The sequence below is a fragment of the Streptomyces sp. NPDC033136 genome (assembly GCF_055578235.1).
In genome coordinates, this window is sequence record NZ_JBVIPD010000017.1 from 111,411 (window position 1) to 132,132 (window position 20,722).

Annotated in this window: 15 protein-coding genes and 1 pseudogene; 6 read left to right on the plus strand and 10 right to left on the minus strand. The window is 73.3% G+C overall.

The features are described 5' to 3' along the window. Positions 1-4: 4 nt before the first annotated feature. On the minus strand, positions 5-1,567 hold the full coding sequence (gene purH, locus ACZ5TL_RS27685) for a bifunctional phosphoribosylaminoimidazolecarboxamide formyltransferase/IMP cyclohydrolase (protein ID WP_468593130.1): 1,563 nt from the start codon (positions 1,565-1,567) through the stop codon (positions 5-7). Beyond that, positions 1,564-2,202 carry a phosphoribosylglycinamide formyltransferase gene (gene purN, locus ACZ5TL_RS27690; protein WP_468593132.1) on the minus strand — a complete coding sequence of 213 codons (639 nt, stop codon included), beginning with the start codon at positions 2,200-2,202 and terminating at the stop codon, positions 1,564-1,566. The genes purH and purN overlap by 4 nt, the downstream gene beginning before the upstream one ends. 305 nt (positions 2,203-2,507) lie before the next feature. Between purN and ACZ5TL_RS27695 the strand changes: the two genes are divergently transcribed. Beyond that, on the plus strand, positions 2,508-3,281 hold the full coding sequence (locus tag ACZ5TL_RS27695; RefSeq protein WP_468593133.1) for a hypothetical protein: 774 nt from the start codon (positions 2,508-2,510) through the stop codon (positions 3,279-3,281). Between the two features lie 16 nt (positions 3,282-3,297). Here ACZ5TL_RS27695 and ACZ5TL_RS27700 read toward each other — a convergent pair whose 3' ends face one another. Continuing rightward, positions 3,298-5,097, minus strand: a complete 1,800-nt coding sequence (locus tag ACZ5TL_RS27700) for a cell division protein PerM (protein ID WP_468593189.1) — start codon at positions 5,095-5,097, stop codon at positions 3,298-3,300. On the opposite strand from ACZ5TL_RS27700, the pseudogene ACZ5TL_RS27705 reads away from it, so the two are divergent. Together ACZ5TL_RS27705 and ACZ5TL_RS27710 are read left to right on the plus strand one after the other, a co-directional pair. Next, positions 5,073-5,354, plus strand: a pseudogene (locus tag ACZ5TL_RS27705) (helix-turn-helix domain-containing protein); the annotation flags it as partial. The gene ACZ5TL_RS27700 and the pseudogene ACZ5TL_RS27705 overlap by 25 nt on opposite strands. Positions 5,355-5,420: 66 nt before the next feature. Next, positions 5,421-6,803: a helix-turn-helix domain-containing protein gene (locus ACZ5TL_RS27710; protein ID WP_468593190.1), complete on the plus strand. Its 1,383-nt coding sequence runs from the start codon at positions 5,421-5,423 to the stop codon at positions 6,801-6,803. A 105-nt stretch (positions 6,804-6,908) separates the two neighbouring features. On the opposite strand, the gene sucD is transcribed toward ACZ5TL_RS27710, so the two are convergent. From sucD to ACZ5TL_RS27740, 6 genes are all read right to left on the minus strand, one after another. After that, entirely contained in the window at positions 6,909-7,793 is an 885-nt protein-coding gene (gene sucD, locus ACZ5TL_RS27715; protein WP_062928672.1) for a succinate--CoA ligase subunit alpha, read from the minus strand. Between the two features lie 21 nt (positions 7,794-7,814). Next, the gene (gene sucC, locus ACZ5TL_RS27720) at positions 7,815-8,993 is read right to left on the minus strand and encodes an ADP-forming succinate--CoA ligase subunit beta (protein WP_468593135.1); all 1,179 of its coding nucleotides are present in this window, start codon (positions 8,991-8,993) and stop codon (positions 7,815-7,817) included. A gap of 644 nt (positions 8,994-9,637) precedes the next feature. Then, positions 9,638-9,916: a hypothetical protein gene (locus tag ACZ5TL_RS27725; RefSeq protein ID WP_468593136.1), complete on the minus strand. Its 279-nt coding sequence runs from the start codon at positions 9,914-9,916 to the stop codon at positions 9,638-9,640. 205 nt (positions 9,917-10,121) lie between these two features. After that, entirely contained in the window at positions 10,122-11,288 is a 1,167-nt protein-coding gene (locus tag ACZ5TL_RS27730; protein ID WP_468593138.1) for a VWA domain-containing protein, read from the minus strand. A 139-nt stretch (positions 11,289-11,427) separates the two neighbouring features. Then, positions 11,428-13,944: a DUF5682 family protein gene (locus tag ACZ5TL_RS27735; protein ID WP_468593140.1), complete on the minus strand. Its 2,517-nt coding sequence runs from the start codon at positions 13,942-13,944 to the stop codon at positions 11,428-11,430. A 40-nt stretch (positions 13,945-13,984) separates the two neighbouring features. Continuing rightward, positions 13,985-15,163 carry an ATP-binding protein gene (locus tag ACZ5TL_RS27740; RefSeq protein ID WP_468593141.1) on the minus strand — a complete coding sequence of 393 codons (1,179 nt, stop codon included), beginning with the start codon at positions 15,161-15,163 and terminating at the stop codon, positions 13,985-13,987. Between the two features lie 145 nt (positions 15,164-15,308). On the opposite strand from ACZ5TL_RS27740, the gene ACZ5TL_RS27745 reads away from it, so the two are divergent. Together ACZ5TL_RS27745 and ACZ5TL_RS27750 are read left to right on the plus strand one after the other, a co-directional pair. Beyond that, the gene (locus tag ACZ5TL_RS27745; protein ID WP_468593143.1) at positions 15,309-16,664 is read left to right on the plus strand and encodes an SWIM zinc finger family protein; all 1,356 of its coding nucleotides are present in this window, start codon (positions 15,309-15,311) and stop codon (positions 16,662-16,664) included. Positions 16,665-16,827: 163 nt separating this feature from the next. Continuing rightward, on the plus strand, positions 16,828-18,486 hold the full coding sequence (locus ACZ5TL_RS27750) for a DUF5691 domain-containing protein (RefSeq protein ID WP_468593144.1): 1,659 nt from the start codon (positions 16,828-16,830) through the stop codon (positions 18,484-18,486). 368 nt (positions 18,487-18,854) lie between these two features. Here the strand turns inward: ACZ5TL_RS27750 and ACZ5TL_RS27755 are convergent, their stop codons facing one another. Beyond that, entirely contained in the window at positions 18,855-19,271 is a 417-nt protein-coding gene (locus ACZ5TL_RS27755; protein WP_468593191.1) for a cobalamin B12-binding domain-containing protein, read from the minus strand. A gap of 566 nt (positions 19,272-19,837) precedes the next feature. Here ACZ5TL_RS27755 and ACZ5TL_RS27760 point away from each other — a divergent pair. Next, the gene (locus ACZ5TL_RS27760; protein ID WP_468593145.1) at positions 19,838-20,701 is read left to right on the plus strand and encodes an esterase/lipase family protein; all 864 of its coding nucleotides are present in this window, start codon (positions 19,838-19,840) and stop codon (positions 20,699-20,701) included. The last annotated feature ends 21 nt before the right edge of the window (positions 20,702-20,722 follow it).

The window sequence follows — 20,722 nt, forward strand, 5'->3', positions numbered from 1 at the left end:
CGCCTCAGTGGAAGAAGTGCCGCGTCCCCGTGAAGTACATCGTGATGCCCGCCTTCTGCGCGGCCTCGACGACCAGTTCGTCACGGACGGAACCGCCGGGCTGGACCACGGCCTTCACTCCGGCCCGAGTGAGGATCTCCAGGCCGTCCGGGAAGGGGAAGAACGCGTCGGAGGCAGCGTAGGAGCCCTCGGCGCGCTCGGCGCCCGCCCGCTCGACCGCGAGTTTCGCGGAGTCCACCCGGTTGACCTGCCCCATGCCGACGCCCACCGAGGCGCCGTCCCTCGCGAGCAGGATCGCGTTGGACTTCACCGCGCGGCAGGCCTTCCAGGCGAAGGCCAGGTCGGCGAGTTCGGACGCGCTGAGGGCCTCACCGGTCGCCAGGGTCCAGTTCGCCGGGTCGTCGCCGTCGGCCTGGAGGCGGTCGGTGACCTGGAGCAGCGCGCCGCCGTCGATCGGCTTGACCTCGACGGGGTCCAAGGGGCCGTCGGCGCAGCGCAGGACGCGGATGTTCTTCTTCTTGGTGAGGGCCTCCAGGGCGCCGTCCTCGTAGCCGGGCGCGACGATGACCTCGGTGAAGATCTCCGCGACCTGCTCGGCCATCGCCCTGCTGACCGGGCGGTTGACCGCGATCACGCCGCCGAACGCCGACAGCGGGTCGCAGGCGTGCGCCTTGCGGTGCGCCTCGGCGACGTCCGCGCCGATCGCGATGCCGCAGGGGTTGGCGTGCTTGATGATCGCGACGCAGGGCTCGGCGTGGTCGTACGCGGCACGGCGGGCGGCGTCCGTGTCCGTGTAGTTGTTGTACGACATCTCCTTGCCGTGCAGTTGCTCGGCCTGGGCGAGGCCGCCGGTGCCGGAGACGTACAGGGCGGCGGGCTGGTGCGGGTTCTCGCCGTAGCGCAGGGTGTGCTCGCGCTCCCAGGTGGCGCCCAGGAAGTCGGGGAACTGGGAGTCGTCGACGGGCGCGTAGGAGGAGGCGAACCAGGAGGCGACGGCGACGTCGTACGCGGCCGTGTGCTGGAAGGCCTCGGCGGCCAGCCGCTTGCGGGTGCCGAGGTCGAAGCCACCGCTCTGGACGGCCTTGAGCACATCGGCGTACCGGGCCGGGCTGGTGACGACCGCGACCGACGGGTGGTTCTTGGCGGCGGCCCGGACCATCGACGGCCCGCCGATGTCGATCTGCTCCACGCACTCGTCGGGCGTCGCGCCGGAGGCGACGGTCTCGCGGAACGGGTAGAGGTTGACGACGACGAGGTCGAACGGCTCGACACCCAGCTCGGCGAGCTGCCGCTGGTGGTCCTCCAGGCGCAGGTCGGCGAGGATGCCCGCGTGCACGCGCGGGTGCAGGGTCTTCACGCGGCCGTCCAGGCACTCGGGGAAGCCGGTGAGCTCCTCGACCTTGGTGACGGGGACGCCGGCAGCGGCGATCTTCGCGGCGGTGGAGCCGGTGGAGACGAGCTCGACCCCGGCCTCCTGGAGCCCGCGCGCGAGGTCCTCGAGCCCGGTCTTGTCGTAGACGCTGACGAGCGCCCGGCGAAGGGGCCGCTTGTTGCTCTCGGCGGTCACTGGATAACTACCTTTCGTCCCTCAATGCGATAGCCGTTGCGGGCGAGGCGCCCCACGACCTCGACGAGCAGCCTTCGCTCGACTTCCTTGATGCGCTCGTGCAGAGCGCCTTCGTCGTCCTCGTCCCGGACCTCCACCACGCCCTGCGCGATGATCGGCCCGGTGTCGACGCCGTCGTCGACGAAGTGGACGGTGCAGCCGGTGACCTTGGCGCCGTACGCGAGCGCGTCCCGCACGCCGTGGGTTCCCGGGAAACTGGGCAGCAGGGCGGGGTGCGTGTTGACGAACCGCCCGCCGAACCGGTCCAGGAACTCCTTGCCGACGATCTTCATGAACCCGGCCGAGACGACGAGGTCGGGCTCGAAGGCGGAGACGGCCTCGGCGAGGGCGGCGTCCCACTCCTCGCGGCTGCCGTAGTCCTTGACCTTGCGCACGAAGGTCGGCAGCCCGGCGCGCTCGGCACGCGCCAGCCCCTCGATGCCCTCGCGGTCGGCGCCGACGGCGACGATCTCGGCCCCGTACTCCCGCACGCCGGTGGCCGCGATCTCGTCGAGCAGCGCCTGGAGGTTGGTGCCGGATCCGGAGACCAGCACGACGAGGCGCTTGGCGCGCGGGGCCACGGGCTTGGCGGCCACGGTGGGGGCCTTTCTCGGGGAAGCGTCTGTCCAGGCGGCCGATCCCTCGGCATCTTGTACATTCATACGAATGCTTCGCGCCCTCGGATACGGGGAAGCCTACGAACCGGCCGACCGTCAGCAACGATACCGGCACACTGGACGGCCCCCACGGGACGGGGGCGGGGCCGGGAGGTAGCGTCTGGGCGGAGCCGGTTCGGGAACGCCGTCCGGACGTGGTGCGTTCATCAGGTGTCGGGCCCGGGCCCGACACCGTCCAGTTCCGTCCACTCATTCCTCCTCACTTACGGGAAGACGCTCACTTGATGCCGGACCGCAGCCTGCGACTCCTCACGTTCCCCCAGCTGTCGCAACAGAGAGGGGAGCGCGGCGCCGTGCTGCTGCGGGAGCGCCCCGGCTCACCCCCCGACGCGCCGTCGGGCGGCGGGGACGGGCGGGGGCGCGGCTCCCAGGAGGACAACCCCTTCGCCCCGCCGCCCGAGGGCACGCCGGACCGGCCCTGGCAGCCGCGCCGCCCCTCGGGTGACGACGCCCGGGACGACGGCGAGCGTGACAGCGCGCGTTGGGGCAGCCAGTGGAGCGACCAGCAGCCCGGCCGCTCCCCCGGCGGATTCGGCGAGCGGCCCCGGGGCGGCCCCGGGGGGCAGGGCGGCGGCCCCCAGGGCGGCCCGAACATGCGCTGGGACCCGAAGGACCCGGCCCAGCGCCGCGCGCGGTACGCCCTGCTGTCGGGCATGTGGGCCTTCTTCTTCGCCCTCTTCAGCTGGCCGTACGTGGCGCTGCTGCTGGGCGCGCTCGCCCTCTACTGGGCCATCAGCTCCTTGCGCTCGGGGCCCCGCGGCACCGACCCGGACGCCCCGGCCCCCGAGCAGCAGGGCCGCCCCCAGACGACGGCGGCGGTGAGCGGCCTGGTCACCGCGTCCCTGGCGATCGCCCTGGTCGCGGCGACCTTCACGGCCCAGCTGGTGTACCGCGACTACTACACGTGCACGAGCGACGCCCTGACGAACGAGGCGAGGCAGTCCTGCAGCGAGCTCCTGCCGGAGGAGCTGCGGGGGCTGCTGGGGACGAACGACTGACGTTCCCGCCACCCCGTCAGGGGTGGTCCGGCCGGGTGGACCGGCCGGACGGGGGTGAGGCGTCGTACGGCTCGAGGACGGGGTCGGGCGACAGGAAGTCGTAGGGCTCGTCGGCCGCGTCGCCGTCCCGGTCCTCGAGGCCGTACAGGGCTTCGTGGGCGAAGGGCACGTAAGGCGCATAAGGGGTGCAGGGCGCGTCCGGGCCGGGCTCGGGAGTGTGGGGCGTCGGGGCGGCGTCCGGAGTGCGGGCCGCCGGTGGGGCGTCGTGCCCGGTGCCTCCGCCGGCTCCGGCGACCCCGGCCATCCCCGCGACGCCGGTGCGGGTGAACCAGCCGCCGAGGCGCGGCCTCTTCCGCGGCCGCCCCGCCCCGGGCTCCTCCCGTTGCCTGCCGATGCCCGGCCGCTCCGCCCCGGACGTCCGGCTCCGCCAGGCCCGTACCGCCACCGCCGTCGGGACGGCCAGCAGGCCCAGCCACGCCAGGGTCGCGGCGCCCACCTGCCACCACACCGGTCCGACATGGGCCAGTGCGGCCGCACCGAGCGGGCCGCTCGCGAGCCCGGCGAGCACCGCCAGCACCACCGCGCACAGGGCCGCCGCGAGCACGGCGGCCCTGACGGTGCGCCCGGCCGACCACGTCGCGGCCCGTCCGCCGCCCGGCATGGTGCCGCCGCCTGGCCCCGTGCCGCCGCCTGGCCTCGCGCCGTCGCCCGGCCTCGCGCCGTCGCACTCCGAGGGGGTCGCGCCGTTCGCCACCGTCCAGCCCACGACCACTCCGGCGACCCCCGGCACCGCCACGGCCGCCCAGTGCACCAGTGCCCCCTCCCCCGCCTCGGGTACCGCCGCCAGCAGCGGGAACGGCGGCAGGAACGGAGCCGGCGCGGACGCCAGCGGGCTGACGACATGGCCGGCGCCGAGGGCGAATCCGGGGCCGAGGGCGTAGGCGGCACCCCACACCGTCGCGTTCGGCAGCAGGGCCGCGCAGAGCAGCAGGACCGCGAACCGGCCCGACCACCCCTCGGTCAGCCGGAGCAGCGACGCCTGGGCCGCCGTGCCGTGGCCCACCAGCGACACCGCCAGCAGCAGCGCACCGCCCCCGAGCAGCACCGCCAGGCCGGCCGCCGCGGCCCGCGCGGCGACACCCGGGCGCCCGTCCGGGCCGAGTACCAGCGGCCGTACGCCCCGCGGCAGCACGCCCAGCAGCCACCGCGGGGGCCCGCCAGGGCGGCCGTACGCCGACCACACGCCGGCCCCGGCCGCCACGACGGCGACCAGTGGCACGCACACCCCCGCCCACACCCACGACGGCCGCAGTGGACCACCGGCGGCGTACAGGGCGGCGGGGACGGCGACGGCGAGGTAGCCGAGGACGACGCCGGGCCACGCCGTACGGGCGGGGACGAGCGGCGGTCCCGCGTCCGGGCCGGTGTCCTGGACGTCCCCGCCGAGGCCGTCGTTCCCGTACGCCGCTCCGCCGTACGCGGCGTCCCGACCCGCCCGGTGCAGCAGCCACACCGGCAGCGTGAGCAGCAGCAGCGGCGGGACGCCCAGCGGGGCGGGGACGCCGGAGAGCGTGTCGGTGCGGACCAGTTCGGCTCCGTGCGCGAGCAGCCACAGGGCCGCCGCGACGTGCAGCGCTCCTCCGGGCCCGCTGTCGGGGTACGGCGAGCTGATCCACAGCAGCATCACGAGCACGGCGAACGCCGCGAGCCCCAGGCCCGCCGCGACCGCACCACCCATGAGGCCGCAGCCCAACCCGGGGGAACGGTCACGCATCCGGGCGAGCAGGGGCGATGACGGACGTCGGCGAGCGGTCATCTCGATCACGCCGCCATGCTCCCAATGACACGCGCTTTCCCGTCGTAACAGGCGAACCCCCGCTGTGTCGCTCAATATACGTTTATGTTCTTTTCCGGACGGAGGGGCGCCCTGTGACCCAGAGGCCTGCCATTCCCCTCCCACCACCCAAGGAGCGCCGACGCCTGCGTGAGGCCGCCTCGCTGACGCGGGCTCAGCTGGCGTCCCGGGTGGGCGTCACCAGCGAGACGGTGCGCGGGTGGGAGTCCGGCCGCGCCACGCCGCGCGGCAGGAAAGGGGAGAAGTACGCGAAGCTGCTGAACTCACTGGGCGCGGAGGCGGAAGTGACGCCTCCTCAGGAGGGCGTCGGCGCTTCCGGCGAACCGGCAGCCGGTGAGGTGAGGTCCCCGTCCCGGCGCGCCAGGCGCAGGGCCGCCACCGGCGCCGCACCCGAGCGCGGCCGGGCCGCCACCGCGGACCCCGAGCACACGTCCACCACGGAGCGGAAGCGCGCCTCGGCGACCGAGCGCGGCCGCACCTCCCTCACGGGCCGACGTCGCGCCGGCGCCGCCGACCAGGCGCGGGGCGGCCGCGGCTCGGCCCCCGACCGGTCCCACGGCCCTGTCCCCGAGCGGCCCCACACCCCCGCCCCGGAACGGGGCCATCCTTCCGTACCCGAGCGAGGCCGCCCCTCCGTACCCGACCGGGGCCACCCTTCCGTACCTGATCGAGGCCGCGACCCGGCCCTTGACCGAGGCCACTCGTCCGTGCCCGACCGAGGCAGCACCCCGGCCCTTGACCGAGGCCACCCCTCCGTGCCCGACCGAGGCAGTGCCCCGGTGGCCGCGCGAAGCGGCCTCCCGGTCCTCGACCTGAGCCGCGCGTCCGCCCGCGCGGCTCACCCGCGGCGGCCGGACGACGCGACCGCCGCCCTGACCCCCGACCAGGCCTTCGACGCGCTCTACGCCTTCTGCGCCCCCGCCCTCGTCCGGCAGACCTACCTGCTGACCGGACGCCGTGAGCTGGCCCGGGAGGCGGTGGAGCGAGCGTTCCAGATCGCCTGGCAGCGCTGGCCCGAGGTGGCCCAAGACCGCGACCCGGCCGGCTGGGTGCGCGCGGCGGCGTACGAGTACGCGCTCTCCCCGTGGCACCGGCTCCGGCTCCGCCACCGGCACCCCGAGCCGCCACCCTCCGACCCGTTCGACCGCGCGCTGATGGACACCCTGCTGAACCTGCCGCCGTCGTACCGCCGCACGCTGGTGCTGTACGACGGCATCGGACTCGGATTGCCGGAGACGGCGGCGGAGACGGAGGCGAGCACCCGTGCGGCCGTGAACCGGCTGGCGCACGCGCGCGAGGCGGTCGCCGAACGGCTGCCGGAGCTGGCGGACCCGGAGGTGCTGCACTGGCGGCTGGTCGAACTGGCCTCCAGCGAGCGGCTGCGGGCCGCCAAACCGCCGGTCGTGCGCCAGGGCGGGGAACGCCGGGCCCGCTTCTGGACGCGGGCCGCCATCGCCTTCACCGTCGCCCTGATCAGCTCCACGGCCCTCACCGTCCGCACGGCCCCCACACGCTACGAGCCGCCCGTGCCGCCGGGACAGACGGTGCAGGGCGTGCCGCCCCCGGTCGCTCCCGGGCCGCTGTCGGAGTCGGAGCGGGAGCTGCGGGTGAAGTTGCGCAAGGAAGGCCAGAAGGGGCCGGAGCGGTTGATGCCGCAGCCCCGGTGACAGCCGCAGCACACGCAGCCTCGGTGACGGTCGCAGCCCGGTGACAAAGGAGTGGGCCCGCCCCCGTACGGGGAACGGGCCCACCGGTGCGCGCTATGGCGTTGTTCAGCCGGCGAGGATCGCTCGCGCCAGCTTGGCCGTCTCGGTCGGCGTCTTGCCGACCTTGACGCCGGCGGCCTCGAGGGCCTCTTTCTTCGCGGCGGCCGTGCCGGAGGAGCCGGAGACGATGGCGCCGGCGTGGCCCATGGTCTTGCCCTCGGGCGCGGTGAAGCCCGCGACGTAGCCGACGACCGGCTTCTTCACGTTCTCCTTGATGAAGGCCGCGGCCCGCTCCTCGGCGTCGCCGCCGATCTCACCGATCATGACGATCAGGTCGGTGTCGGGGTCGGCCTCGAACGCGGCGAGGGCGTCGATGTGGGTCGTCCCGATGACCGGGTCGCCACCGATGCCGACGGCGGAGGAGAAGCCGATGTCCCGCAGCTCGTACATCATCTGGTACGTCAGCGTGCCGGACTTCGACACCAGGCCGATGCGGCCCGGCTTGGTGATGTCGCCCGGGATGATGCCGGCGTTGGACTGGCCCGGCGTGATGAGACCGGGGCAGTTCGGGCCGATGATCCGGGTCTTGTTGCCCTTGGAGACGGCGTAGGCGTAGAACGCGGCCGAGTCGTGGACCGCGATCCCCTCGGTGATGACGACCGCGAGGGGGATCTCGGCGTCGATGGCCTCGACGACGGCGGCCTTGGCGAAGGCCGGCGGGACGAAGAGGACGGATACGTTCGCGCCCGTCTTCTCGATCGCCTCGGCGACCGTGCCGAAGACCGGGATGTCGTTCCCGTCGATGTCGACGGACGTGCCCGCCTTGCGGGGGTTCACGCCACCGACGATGTTCGTCCCGTCCGCCAGCATGAGCTTGGTGTGCTTCATGCCCGTGGCACCGGTCATGCCCTGGACGATGACCTTGCTGTCCTTGTTGAGGAAGATAGCCATGGCTGTTTAGTCCCTCGTCCCTTACTTCGCAGCCGCGAGCTCGGCGGCCTTGTCGGCCGCTCCGTCCATGGTGTCCACGCGCTGCACCAGCGGGTGGTTGGCGTCGGAGAGGATCTTGCGACCCAGCTCGGCGTTGTTGCCGTCCAGACGGACGACGAGGGGCTTGGTGACGTCCTCGCCCTTGTCCTTGAGCAGCTGCAGCGCCTGCACGATGCCGTTGGCGACCTCGTCGCAGGCGGTGATGCCACCGAAGACGTTGACGAAGACGGACTTGACGTCCGGGTCGCCGAGGATGATCTCCAGGCCGTTCGCCATGACGGCGGCGGAGGCGCCACCACCGATGTCGAGGAAGTTGGCCGGCTTCACGCCGCCGTGCGCCTCACCGGCGTACGCGACGACGTCCAGGGTGCTCATGACGAGACCCGCGCCGTTGCCGATGATGCCGACCTCACCGTCGAGCTTGACGTAGTTGAGGTTCTTCTCCTTGGCGGCGGCCTCGAGCGGGTTGGCCGCGGCCTTGTCCTGGAGGGCCTCGTGCTCCGGCTGACGGAACTCGGCGTTCTCGTCCAGGGAGACCTTGCCGTCCAGGGCGATGACGTCACCGGAGGCGACCTTCGCCAGCGGGTTGACCTCGACCAGGAGGGCGTCCTCCTTGATGAAGGTGTCCCACAGCTTGACGAGGACGTTCACGACCTTGTCGGCGACCTCGGCCGGGAACTTCGCGGCCGCGACGATCTCGCGGGCCTTCTCCTCGGTGACACCCTCGTTGGCGTCGATCGGCGTCTTGGCGACGGCCTCGGGGCGGGTGGCCGCCACCTCCTCGATCTCCACGCCGCCCTCGACGGAGGCGATGGAGAGGAAGGTGCGGTTGGCACGGTCCAGGAGGAAGGAGACGTAGTACTCCTCCAGGATCTCCGGGGCCGTCTCGGCGATCATCACCTTGTGGACCGTGTGGCCCTTGATGTCCATGCCGAGGATGTTGGTCGCGTGCTCGACCGCCTCGTCGGCGGTGGCGGCGAGCTTCACGCCGCCGGCCTTGCCACGGCCGCCGACCTTCACCTGGGCCTTGACGACGGACTTGCCACCGAGGCGCTCGGTGGCTGCGCGGGCCGCCTCAGGCGTGTCGATGACTTCACCGGCCAGCACCGGTACATCGTGCTTGGCGAAGAGGTCCCTCGCCTGGTACTCGAACAGGTCCACGCGCTTCCGTCCCTATCAGTGATCTCGCGGTTCGTTGTCTGCGTGGGCGTGCCGCGAGGGCAACGTGACGTCCGCTGTCTGTCACAAGGGAGGCGCACACGGTGTCCGAGCGCGCGGCATGTCCGTCTCGCAGGTTATCGCTGCTTGCGGGGGGCCTCTAAATCGAGGGTCACACCTGAGCGGTGATACCTGTCACATGATGCCGCGCTCTCTGGCACGGCGTGCCTGGGGTGAGGGGCCTCACCGGGCTGGGGTTGACCCGGTGAGGCCCGCCGAACACCTCTGGAGCAGTGCGAAGGCCCTGTTCAGGAACCTTCTCTCCGGGGTGCGGGTCGGGTGGTCTCCCCCCTACGCGGACCACCCGACCCCAACCACGAGCCTTCGGCCCCGGACACCCGACGGATTTCGACCGTCCGCGGTGAAGCCTCGTGGAGTACTGGGGGTGGAGTGTGGAGTACTGGGGGAGGGGCAGGGTGCGGGTGCTTGGCGAGTACCGCCGCACCCCAGGAACCCCTGCCCTCTTGCCGCGCTGTGCGTGTACGGCGCGGATGGGGCGGTCTGACTGCCGGTCTGCCTGCCGTACTGAACCAGGGAGGGAGGCCGGACCCGACCGGGGGAGACAGGCCTAGCCGGGGAGACCGGGCCTAACCGGGGAAGAGGGGAATGTCCTGGTGACTGTCCCGGGTGCCGACCATCGGAGTGCGGGCCGCGACGCCGGGTGCGAGCCGCAACGGAGCCCGGAGACTCTGGGTGACGGCGTGCGCGTCGCCATGACGCGAGGTGCCGTTGTCTGCGGCGGACCGGCACAGCAGACCCAGGACCAGCACCCCGCCCACCAGCAGCGCTACTCGGAACGCACGCCGCCCAGCCGCCGTGCGCGGTATGCGCACGGCGGCACCAGGCAGGGCTGCTGACCAGCTCAAGAGGGGGAACTTCCTCCTGTGTGACGGAACAAGTGCGGAACGCATTACGCGTTACGCGCATCGAGTCGGCACAAACGCAGTACCGCCCGGCTCAGCGCGACGCACCGCCAGGCAGGCGCCGATCCTCGCACGGGAGTGCGGAGGTTGCGCAAGCCCCTTCCCCTGATGGGCGGTCATGTCCCGTTCGCTGCCCGGTCCCTCAGTCTCACGCCGCGTCCGGCATCGGAAGCGGCCGCTTCTCGATCGCCGCCGCCATCACCTCCGGGAAGAGATCCGGCGTGCACGCGAACGCCGGCGCCCCCAGCGCGGCAAGCGCGGCAGCGTGCTCCCGGTCGTACGCCGGTGCTCCCTCGTCCGAGAGCGCCAGCAGCGTCACGAACTGCACCCCGGACGCCTTCATCGCCGAGACCCGCTTGAGCATCTCGTTCCGTATGCCTCCCTCGTAGAGGTCGCTGATCAGAACGACCACCGTCTCCGCGGGGCGGGTGATCTGCGACTGGCAGTACGCGAGGGCCCGGTTGATGTCCGTCCCCCCGCCCAACTGCGTGCCGAACAGCACGTCGACCGGGTCGTCCAGTTGGTCGGTGAGGTCCACGACCGCCGTGTCGAAGACGACGAGTCGCGTGGAGATCGTCCGCATCGAGGCGAGCACCGCTCCGAACACCGATGCGTGCACGACCGAGGCCGCCATGGATCCCGACTGGTCGATACAGAGGATGACCTCCTTCTTCGTGGACTGGGTCGCCCGCCCGTATCCGATGAGCCGCTCCGGCACGATCGTCCGGTACTCGGGCAGGTAGTGCTTGAGGTTGGCCGCGATCGTGCGGTTCCAGTCGATGTCGTGGTGACGCGGCCGGTTGATACGGGCGCTGCGGTCGAGCGCGCCGGTGAGGGTGGCCCGGGTGCGGGTGGCGAGCCGCTTCTCCAGGTCCTCGACGACCTTGCGGACGACGGCCCGTGCCGTGTCCTTCGTCGTCTCCGGCATCGCCTTGTTGAGTGACAGCAGCGTGCCGACGAGATGCACGTCGGCCTCCACCGCCTCCAGCATCTCCGGCTCCAGCAGCAGCGTGGCGAGGCCGAGCCGGTCGATGGCGTCGCGCTGCATGACCTGCACGACGGAGGACGGGAAGTACGTCCGGATGTCGCCGAGCCAGCGCGCCACGGACGGCGCCGACGCCCCGAGCCCCGCCGAACGGTCCCGGCCGCCCTGCGAGGTGCCGTCCTTCCTGCCGTAGAGCGCGGTGAGCGCCCCGTCCATCGCGGCGTCCTGCCCGGACAGCGCGCACCCGGTGCCGTCCGCCGCGTCACCCCCGAGCACGAGCCGCCATCGCCGCAGACGCTCCTGCGCCGGGTCCGTCGCCTCGGCCGTCATCCGTGTCCTCCCGTGGGCAGCCGTTCCCACAGCGGAATCACCGGCACGGTCGTCGTCTGCCGGCTCTCCGCCCGGGGCCCATGGCCGGCGGCGTCTCCCGCCGCCTCTGCCGTCGGCTCCCACAGTCCGTCGGTCGTCGTCATCCCGTCACCCCCACCAGGCCCTGTTCGGTGTCCTGTTCGTCGTCCCGTGTGTCGTCCTGTGCGGTGGCCTGCTCGTTGCACTGCTCGTTGCCCTGTTGCTTGTCCTGTTGATTGTCCGAGTGGCACCCCATTTCATCTCGGTTGTGCACTTCGTCCAGCCCCAGCAGCAGCCGCACGACCGGCAGCACGGCGTCCGCACGCGCCGTGTCGAGTTCGGCCGCGAAGCCGGGTACGCCGGAGCCGGCGGCTGCCGCGCCGCCCGCCGCTCCCGGTCCGCGCCGGACCAGTTCGCCGAGCGTCCGGCGCACCCCGGGCTCGTACGCGGAGAACGTCCGCCGCAGCAGGGGCAGCACGTCCGTGAACGCCTCATCCGGCACTCCGGTCAGCCACGCGTCGACCAGCCCGAGCAGCCGCTCGTCGTGCACCAGGAGCATTCCGCCGCCGGAGCCTCCTCCGACGAAGCCCTCGATCCACGCGGCCGCTTCCGCGGGCGGCGTGCCGGGTGACAGGACGAGTCCCATGAGCCGGGCCGCCTCGTCCTGTGCCAGCTCCCCGTCGTCGAGCAGGAGCCGCACGGCCCGCCCCCGGATCACCCCGGGCACGGTGTCCCGCCCGGACAGCACCCGCAGCACCGACTGCCAGCGGCCTCTCAGCCGTCCGGTACCCGCCGCGGGGGCGTCACCGAGGAGCCCCACCGCCGCGTGCACCGCGTCCACATGGCGCCGCATCTCCTCGGCGGCGTCCGTGTCGAGCGCGGCGCAGGCCGGGGGCAGGCCGACGAAGACCCGCTCGGCCAGGCCCGCGGCGACCTCTCCCAGGGCCCCGGTGTCCGTGCCGCGCACATCGCCGTAGCGCAGGGAGCGGACCAGGGCCGGGAGCGCCTGGGCGAGATGGCCGACGTCCGAGTCGAGGGCCGCCCGGTCGGCGAGGATCCGCATCACCGTGGGCAGCGCGTCCGGCAGTTCGGCCAGCAGGCAGCGCTCGGCGATCGCGGTCACATCGGCGAGGCCGTCCGCGGCGACGGCGTCCGCCTCGGCCTTGGCGGTCGCGGCGGACAGGACGGTCGTCCCCCACACCCCGGCCTCGGCGATCCGCACGGACAGCTCGGGCTCCCAGCGCAACCGCCACGTCTCCCGGAACGTGCCCGTGCTGCCGCGCGAGGCGGCCGGCTCGCCCCACGCGATGCCGAGCAGCCGCAGCCGGTGCAGCAGCCTGCTGCGCGCGGCGTCGGTCTCCTTGCGCAGGTCGAGCCCCACCTCCCGCTCCAGCGCCTCCGGCTTCAGCCGCAGCCGGCGCTGCAGCCGGGCGAGGTCCCGCTGCAACGGAACCGCCGGTGCCGTCGACGGCACCTCCCCCAGCACGTCTCCCACGACCAGCCGGTCCCGCACCAGCGCCAGGGGCACGTCCGAGCCCTCGCACATCACCGCCCGCACCGCGTCGGTCGTCTCGCCCAGGCCGGGCAGCGGGCGGCCGCGCATCGCGGCGAGCGTCTCCGCCAGCCGCACCGCCTCGATGACATGCGCGGAGGAGACGATCCGGTCCTCGGCGCGCAGCAGCCCCGCCACCTTCGTCATCCACCGCTCGACCGGCCGGTCCGGGGCGCCGAAGAGGTGCCCGTACCAGCCCGGCGAGTCGATGCCGGCGCCGTACCCGCTGATCCGGGACAGCCTGCGGTGGGTCCAGGGCACCCAGGTCATGTCCGTCTTGGTCTTGGGCAGTCCCTTGAGCAGCGCCTTGTCGGCGGCGACGGTGGTCCGCTGCCGCAGGGCGGGCACGTGCCAGGCGCCGCAGACGACGGCCACGCCGTCCGTGAACTCCCGCTGCGCGGCCCGCACCTGGAGCCGCATGTACGCCTCCCGGACCAGGTCCCGGTCGTGTCCGCCGCTGCCGAAGGTCTCCCGCAGCGCCCCCATGGCCTCCTCGAGCGCGGTGAACGGCGCGAGTGTGTCCCCCTTCCCCGCTCCCCGGTGCTCGACGACGTCCTCCCACCACCGCTCCGGGTCGTCGTAACCGGCGGTCTCGGCGAGCACTCCGAGCGGATCGATCCGCACGTCGGCGGGGCCGGGGCCGGAGTCACCCTCGCGGTCCGCCGCCCCGGCGTCCAGAGGAGACTCCCCCTCGGCCTCGTCCTTCTGTCTCCCCCAGGCCAGCGTGTGCGTGGCCGGCAGGTCGATGAAGCGGGCCGGGACACCGTGCTCCAGGGCCCAGCGGATGGCGACCCACTCCGGGGAGAACTCGGCCAGCGGCCAGAACGCCGAGCGGCCGGGCTCGTCCACGGCATGGGCGAGCAGGGCGACCGGCGGCCGCATCTCCTCGTCGGCGGCGAGCGGTATCAGCGCGTCGGCCTCGGGCGGCCCCTCGATCAGCACGACCCCCGGCCGGACCTGCTCCAGCGCCGCCCGCACCGCCCGCGCCGAGCCCGGCCCGTGATGCCGCACCCCGAGCAGCACCGGCCCTCCCCCGGCCCTTGGGCCCGCAGCCTCTTCCACGCCCGTCACTCGCTCCCCTCCCATCCCCTGTCCGACCCCGCGACCGATCCCCGCCCCGCGTCGCTCACACGCTCACCTCCCGGCAGGCCCGGTAGAAGTCCTTCCAGCCGTCGCGCTCGCGCACGACCGTCTCCAGGTACTCCTGCCAGATCACCCGGTCCGCCGCCGGGTCGCGGACCACCGCGCCGAGGATGCCCGCGGCGACATCGCCCGGCCGCAGCACGCCGTCGCCGAAGTGGGCGGCGAGCGCCAGCCCGCTGGTGACGACGGAGATCGCCTCGGCCGTGGACAGCGTGCCGCTGGGCGACTTCAGTTTCGTCCGGCCGTCGGACGTGACCCCGGCGCGCAGCTCACGGAAGACCGTGACGACCCGGCGGATCTCGTCCAGGCCCTCGGGCGCGGCCGGCAGGTCGAGGGAGCGGCCGATCTGGTCGACGCGGCGCGAGACGATGTCGACCTCGGCCTCGGGGCTCTCCGGCAGCGGTAGCACCACGGTGTTGAAACGGCGGCGCAGGGCGCTGGACAGGTCGTTGACCCCGCGGTCGCGGTCGTTGGCCGTGGCGATCAGGTTGAAGCCGCGGACCGCCTGCACCTCCTGGCCGAGTTCCGGTATCGGCAGGGTCTTCTCCGACAGGATCGTGATGAGCGTGTCCTGGACGTCCGCCGGTATGCGCGTCAGCTCCTCGACACGGGCCGTCATGCCTTCGGCCATGGCACGCATGACCGGGCTCGGCACGAGGGCGTCGCGGCTCGGGCCGTGGGCGAGCAGCTGCGCGTAGTTCCAGCCGTACCGGATGGCCTCCTCCGGGGTGCCGGCGGTGCCCTGTACCAGCAGTGTGGAGTCGCCGCTGACCGCTGCGGCCAGGTGCTCGGAGACCCACGTCTTCGCCGTGCCAGGCACGCCGAGCAGGAGCAGGGCGCGGTCGGTGGCGAGCGTGGTGACGGCCACCTCGACGATGCGGCGCGGGCCGACGTACTTCGGCGTGATCACCGTGCCGTCCGGCAGGGTGCCGCCGAGCAGGTAGGTCGCGACGGCCCACGGCGACAGCCTCCAGCGGGCCGGACGCGGACGGTCGTCCTGCGCGGCCAGTGCGGCGAGTTCACCGGCGAACGCGTCCTCGGCGTGCGGCCGCAGGGCCTCTGCCGACCCGTCTGCCGGCGCGGGTGTGCCCGCACTCGCGTTCGCGGGCGCGGTCCCGTTCTGGCGCGGGTCGACGGACGTCGGTTCTACGGGCACAGGCATGGCTGAGTCCCCCTCCAGCTCGGCCGGTTCGGATCTGGCATCCACGTTGCACCACCCCACTGACAACGCGTTCTGACCTGCGAAAATGCCGCACTGCCGCCACTGGCGGACCCGATTGTCAGTGGTGGGATCTACCTTCGGTGGCATGACTCAGCAGGGGGTGCGCTGGACCGCGGACCAGGTGCTGGCACTGGCGCCTGACGTCGCGTCACGCAAAGCGGGAAGCAAACTCGGCGCGGCGGGGCCGTGGTCCGAGGCGGGGAGTTCCGACGAGGGGACGGTGTGGGGGCTGTGCAAGGGCAGCGGAAGCAAGCCGTATCAGACGGTCGTGGACATCGCGGACGCCTCCGGGCCCGCGTACAAGTGCAGTTGCCCGAGCCGCAAGTTCCCGTGCAAGCACGCGCTCGGGCTGCTGCTGCTCTGGGCGGGCGGCGACGGGGCGGTGCCGACGGGGGAGGCACCGGAGTGGGCCGGGCAGTGGACAGCGGGCCGGCGCAAGCGCGCGGAGGAGAAGAAGACCGGCGGCGGCTCCGGTTCGCCCTCCGGGGCAGCTGACCCGGAAGCGGCGCGCCGCCGGGCGGAGCGCCGGGCCGAGCGGGTCACGGCGGGCGCCGCGGAGCTGGAGCAGCGCCTGACGGACCTGTTGCGCGGGGGCTTGGCCTCGGCGGAGCGGTCCGGCTACGGCCTGTGGGAGGAGACGGCGGCCCGCATGGTCGACGCACAGGCACAGGGGCTCGCCTCGCGCGTCCGGGAGTTGGGGGCCATACCGTCCACCGGTCCGGGCTGGCCGGTGCGTCTGCTGGAGGAGTGCGCGCTGCTGCATCTCCTCGGCCAGGGCTGGCTGCGCCGCGATCGGCTCCCGGACGGCCTCGCCGCCACGGTCCGCTCCCGCATCGGCCTGCCCGCCTCCGCGGACGGCCCGCCACTGCGGGACGACTGGCTGGTCCTCGCCCAGTACGACACCACGGACCCGCGCCTGACGACCCGCCGGATCTGGCTCCACGGCGCCGGCTCCCTCCGCACCGTACTGCTCCTCTCCTACGGCGCCGCCGGCCGCGCCCCGGAGCTGGCGCTGCCGGTGGGGCTGGCCCTGGAGGCCGAGGTGTCGGCGTATCCGGGCGCCGGGCAGCCGCGGGTGGCCCTGGGCGAACGGTTCGCACAGCCCGAGCCGACCGCGATACGCCCGCCGGGGGTGACGACGTCCCAGGCGGCGGCCCGTTACGGCGACGCCCTGCGCGACGATCCGTGGCTGGAGTCCGTACCGGTGACGCTGGACCGGGTCGTCCCGGTCCCGGACGGCGACTCCTGGCAGCTCGCGGACGTCGAGGAGGACGCCGCGCTGCCGCTCACTCCCACCGCGCGTTCCCGGCCGGGCCTGTGGCGGCTCGTCGCTCTGTCGGGCGGCGCCCCGGTCCGGGTCTTCGGCGAATGCGGCCACCAAGGATTCACCCCGCTCACGGCCTGGCCCGAGGGCCCGGGCGACGCGATCGCGCTGTGCTGAGCCGACGGCGACGGCCCCGCCCCCAGACCTTCGGCCCGGCCCGCCGATCCCGCCCGTCCCCGGCCCGCCCATCCCAGAGATCCACGAATCTTTCAGGCATCACGGGACAACCGGTAAGGGTGACCCTTCAACCACCCCCGGGCGCCCCGCAGAAGGGAAGCTGATGACCAGGACCTCCACTCCTGTGGACGCGCCCGTCACGGGTGCCTGGGAGGAGCTCGTCAGCGCCGCGCTGCTCGGCACGGACCGGCGCACCCCGCCGGGCACGGGCCCGGGCGCGGACGCGCCCGTGGCCCTGCTGGACGCGGCGGCCGTGGAGACCGTACGACGGCGGGCCGGGCTGCGTCCGGCCCGGGCGGCGGAGCGTCCGCAACCGGCCCCGGAGGACTCGCGTCCGCCGCTGCCACCGGCGGCCGCCCGCAGGCTCGCGGTGCTGCTGGCCGACCGCCCCGGGCCGTCCGGCGGCGGCCGCCGGGGCACCGCACCCGACCTGATGGAGCTGCTGCCCCAGTGGCTCGTGGCAGCGAACGCCCATGGTTTCGCAGCGCCTGCGCAGTTGCTTCCGGCACTGCTGGACGCGGCTCGGGGGCGCACCGATCTACGCCCGTCAGCGCTGGAGTTCGCGGGGCAGCGGGCCCTGTGGCTGGCGCGGCTGAACCCGGACTGGCGGTTCGCTCTGCGCTCGACACCGGGCGGCGGAGCGGCCCTGCCGCGGCTGGAGGACCATGACGGGGTCCAGCGGCTGTGGCAGGAGGGCCTGTTCGCCGAACGAGTCGCCCTCCTGTCCGCGCTGCGCTCCCGCGAACCGGCCGCCGCGCGTGACCTGCTCGCGACGACCTGGGCGACGGAGCGGGCCGAGGACCGGCTGATGTTCCTCGACTCCCTGCGCGCGGGCCTGGGCCCGGACGACGAGCCGTTCCTGGAGCAGGTCCTGACCGACCGCAGCCGCAACGTCCGGGCTACGGCGGCGGAGCTGCTGTCGGCCCTGCCCGGCTCGGCACTCGCCGCACGGATGGCCGTCAGGGCGGAGGCGTGTGTGGCCATCGACCACACACAGACCCCGCAACTCACGGGGACGACGGGGATGACGGCGACGACTCCGACGATCGCCGTCGAGGCGCCGCACGAGTGCGATCCGGCCATGGAGCGCGACGGCGTCGTGGCGAAGGCACCCGCAGGTCGGGGGGAACGGTCGTGGTGGTTCGGTCAGTTGGTGGAGGCGGCACCGCTCGGGACCTGGTCGCGGCGGCTGGGCGGACGGACGGCCCGGGAGATCGTGGCCCTGCCCGTGGCGGACGACTGGCAGGGCGAGTTGCACGCGGCGTGGTGCCGCGCGGCGGTGCGCCAGCGGGACGCCGAGTGGTCACGCGCGCTGCTCGGTGAGCCCTCGGCGCCGGAAGCGGGTGGTCCGGGCGCGGTGTCCCTGGCCGAGCGCGCCAAGCTGCTCGGCACGCTGGACGCCGCCGAACGGGCCGAGTGGGTGGCCGGGTTCATAGCCGCGCACGGCCTGTCCGAGGCCTTCCAGCTGCTCGGGGTGTGCGCGGTGCCGTGGGCTCCGCCGCTCGGCCGAGCGGTGGTGGACGCCCTCAACATCGCTCGGGACGCGGGGAGTTATCCATGGAGTTTCAGCGGAGTCATGGGCCTGGCCGAGCGCTGCCTCGACCCGTCCCAGGCCGGCCGCCTCGACGCCCTGCTGGCCGTGCCGGACGACCCGGACAACGCGTCGCCCGGAGCGGGCGGCTACTGGGCGGAGGCATTCCAGCGCCTGGTCACGACCCTGCGCTTGCGCGCGGCGATGGCCGAGGAACTACGAGCGGGCTGACACCTGTCGAGCTCACCACGAGCCCCGTCCGCCCCGAGCCACCGCCCCCACCCGCGCACACAGCCGACCGACACCACCCGGGCCGGACCACCACGCGTCCTAACCCCGGCCCAACTACCGGAATCGCACCCCCGGCCCCACCGCCGGCGGCCAACGTCCCGGCCCAACGGCCGGAGGCCGAGGCCCCGACCCGACCACTGCGGGCCATCCTCTCGGCCCGAGCAAAACAGTCCCCGGCCCCGGCCCGGCCGCCGAAGGCGAACCCCTCAGCCCAACCGCCCCAGACCCACACCCCGGATCCACACCCCGGCCCCAATACCGAAAGCCCCGGCCCCAATACCGGGAGCCCCGGCCCAACCGCCGGAGACCTACGCCCCGGCCGGCTGGCGGGCGTTCGCCCGGACCCAGTCGACGATCGACTGTGTCGTCGCACCGGGTGTGAAGATCTCCGCGACGCCCTTCTCCTTCAGCAGGGGAATGTCCGCCTCGGGGATGATTCCGCCGCCGAAGAGCAGGATGTCCGCCGCGTCCCGCTCCCGGAGCAGGTCGATCACCGCGGCGAAGAGCGTGTTGTGCGCGCCGGAGAGGATGGACAGCCCGATCGCGTCGGCGTCCTCCTGGATCGCCGTGTCGACGATCTGCTCGGGAGTCTGGTGGAGCCCGGTGTAGATGACCTCCATACCGGCGTCGCGCAGGGCCCGCGCGATCACCTTGGCCCCGCGATCGTGGCCGTCGAGCCCCGGCTTGGCCACCACCACGCGGATCGGACCGGCTGCCACACCCATCACTGCCTCCATGAAGCGATTACATCCATCCGTTCCGACAAGTACCGCACAGATCGCTCGCGCAGTACACGCCGAACACACCGCGCGGGCCACCGCCCAGCGCACCGACTGCGGCGCCACGGCTCGGACACCCCGCCCCGGATCGTCCGAGCAAGTGAACGAACGTTATCTCCAGGATCCCGCCACCGGCAGTTTCGCGATGCATACCGAGGGGGAAATCACACGATGGGACAAGCGCAAGGGGAGCCGCATCGAAGTCGCCGTACCGCCGCACCACCCACCACTCACAGCGGCGGTACGGCACTTCGGCGAAAGCACGCAAGGCCGGCACCGCACGCACAGCACGCAGGGCAGACACGGCACATCAACGGGAAGCCTCGTCACCCCACCGATCGGGGACCCCGTCGCACCACCGGCGTCACACACGCCACACGCCGCGCTCAACCCCCGCAGCTCACGCGGCTCGCGCCGCTCGTGCGGTCGTCGCCGGCCGTCTTCGCCGCGGCTTTCCACGAGTGCACACGGGGGGCGGAGCCGTCCTCCCGCGTGCCGACAGGAGGTCGGCCATGAAGGTCACCAGGGCTGCTCTGCCCTTTCTTCCGCTCTGCCAGCGCCTGCTGCCGGGCAGAGTGGCGGGACTCTCGATGGCGCTCCTGAAGGCCACCGCCCTGGAGATCGCCATCCTGGCCGGGCATCTCCTCGTCTACCCCTCCGGCATCACCCAGGAGCGACGCGTCCCCGCCCCGGCCCTGCCCGCGGACGGCGCCGCCCGGCTGCCGGCGGAGGCCAAGCCCCCGGTCGTCCTGCTGCACGGCTTCATCGACAACCGCTCGGTCTTCGTCCTGCTGCGCCGCAGCCTCGCCCAGCACGGCAGGCAGCGGATCGAGTCCCTCAACTACTCGCCGCTGACCTGCGACATACGCGCCGCGGCCGAACGGCTCGGCCGGCACATCGAGGAGGTCTGCGAGCGCACCGGCGCCAGTCGGGTCGACGTCGTGGGACACAGTCTCGGCGGCCTGATAGCGCGTTACTACGTGCAGCGGCTCGGCGGCGACACGCGGGTTCGGACCCTCGTCACGCTCGGCACGCCGCACTCGGGCACCCAGGTGGCGCCCTTGGCCGACGCGCACCCCATCGTGCGCCAGATGCGCCCCGGCTCACCGGTGCTCGAGGAGCTCACTCTGCCCGCCCCTGACTGCCGAACGCGCTTCGTCAGCTTCTGGAGCGATCTGGACCATGTGATGGTCCCGCTGGAGACGGCCTGCATCGACCATCCCGATCTGACGGCGCAGAACGTGCGGGTGACCGGCATCGGTCATCTCGCCCTGCCCGTGCACCCCGCCGTCGCCAACGGAATACGGGAGGTTCTCGACACGGCCCTCCCGGGAGAACCGTCCGCCGACCGGACCGATGGTGTGACGGTGGCCTGAGACTCGTCATACAGCCGGCAC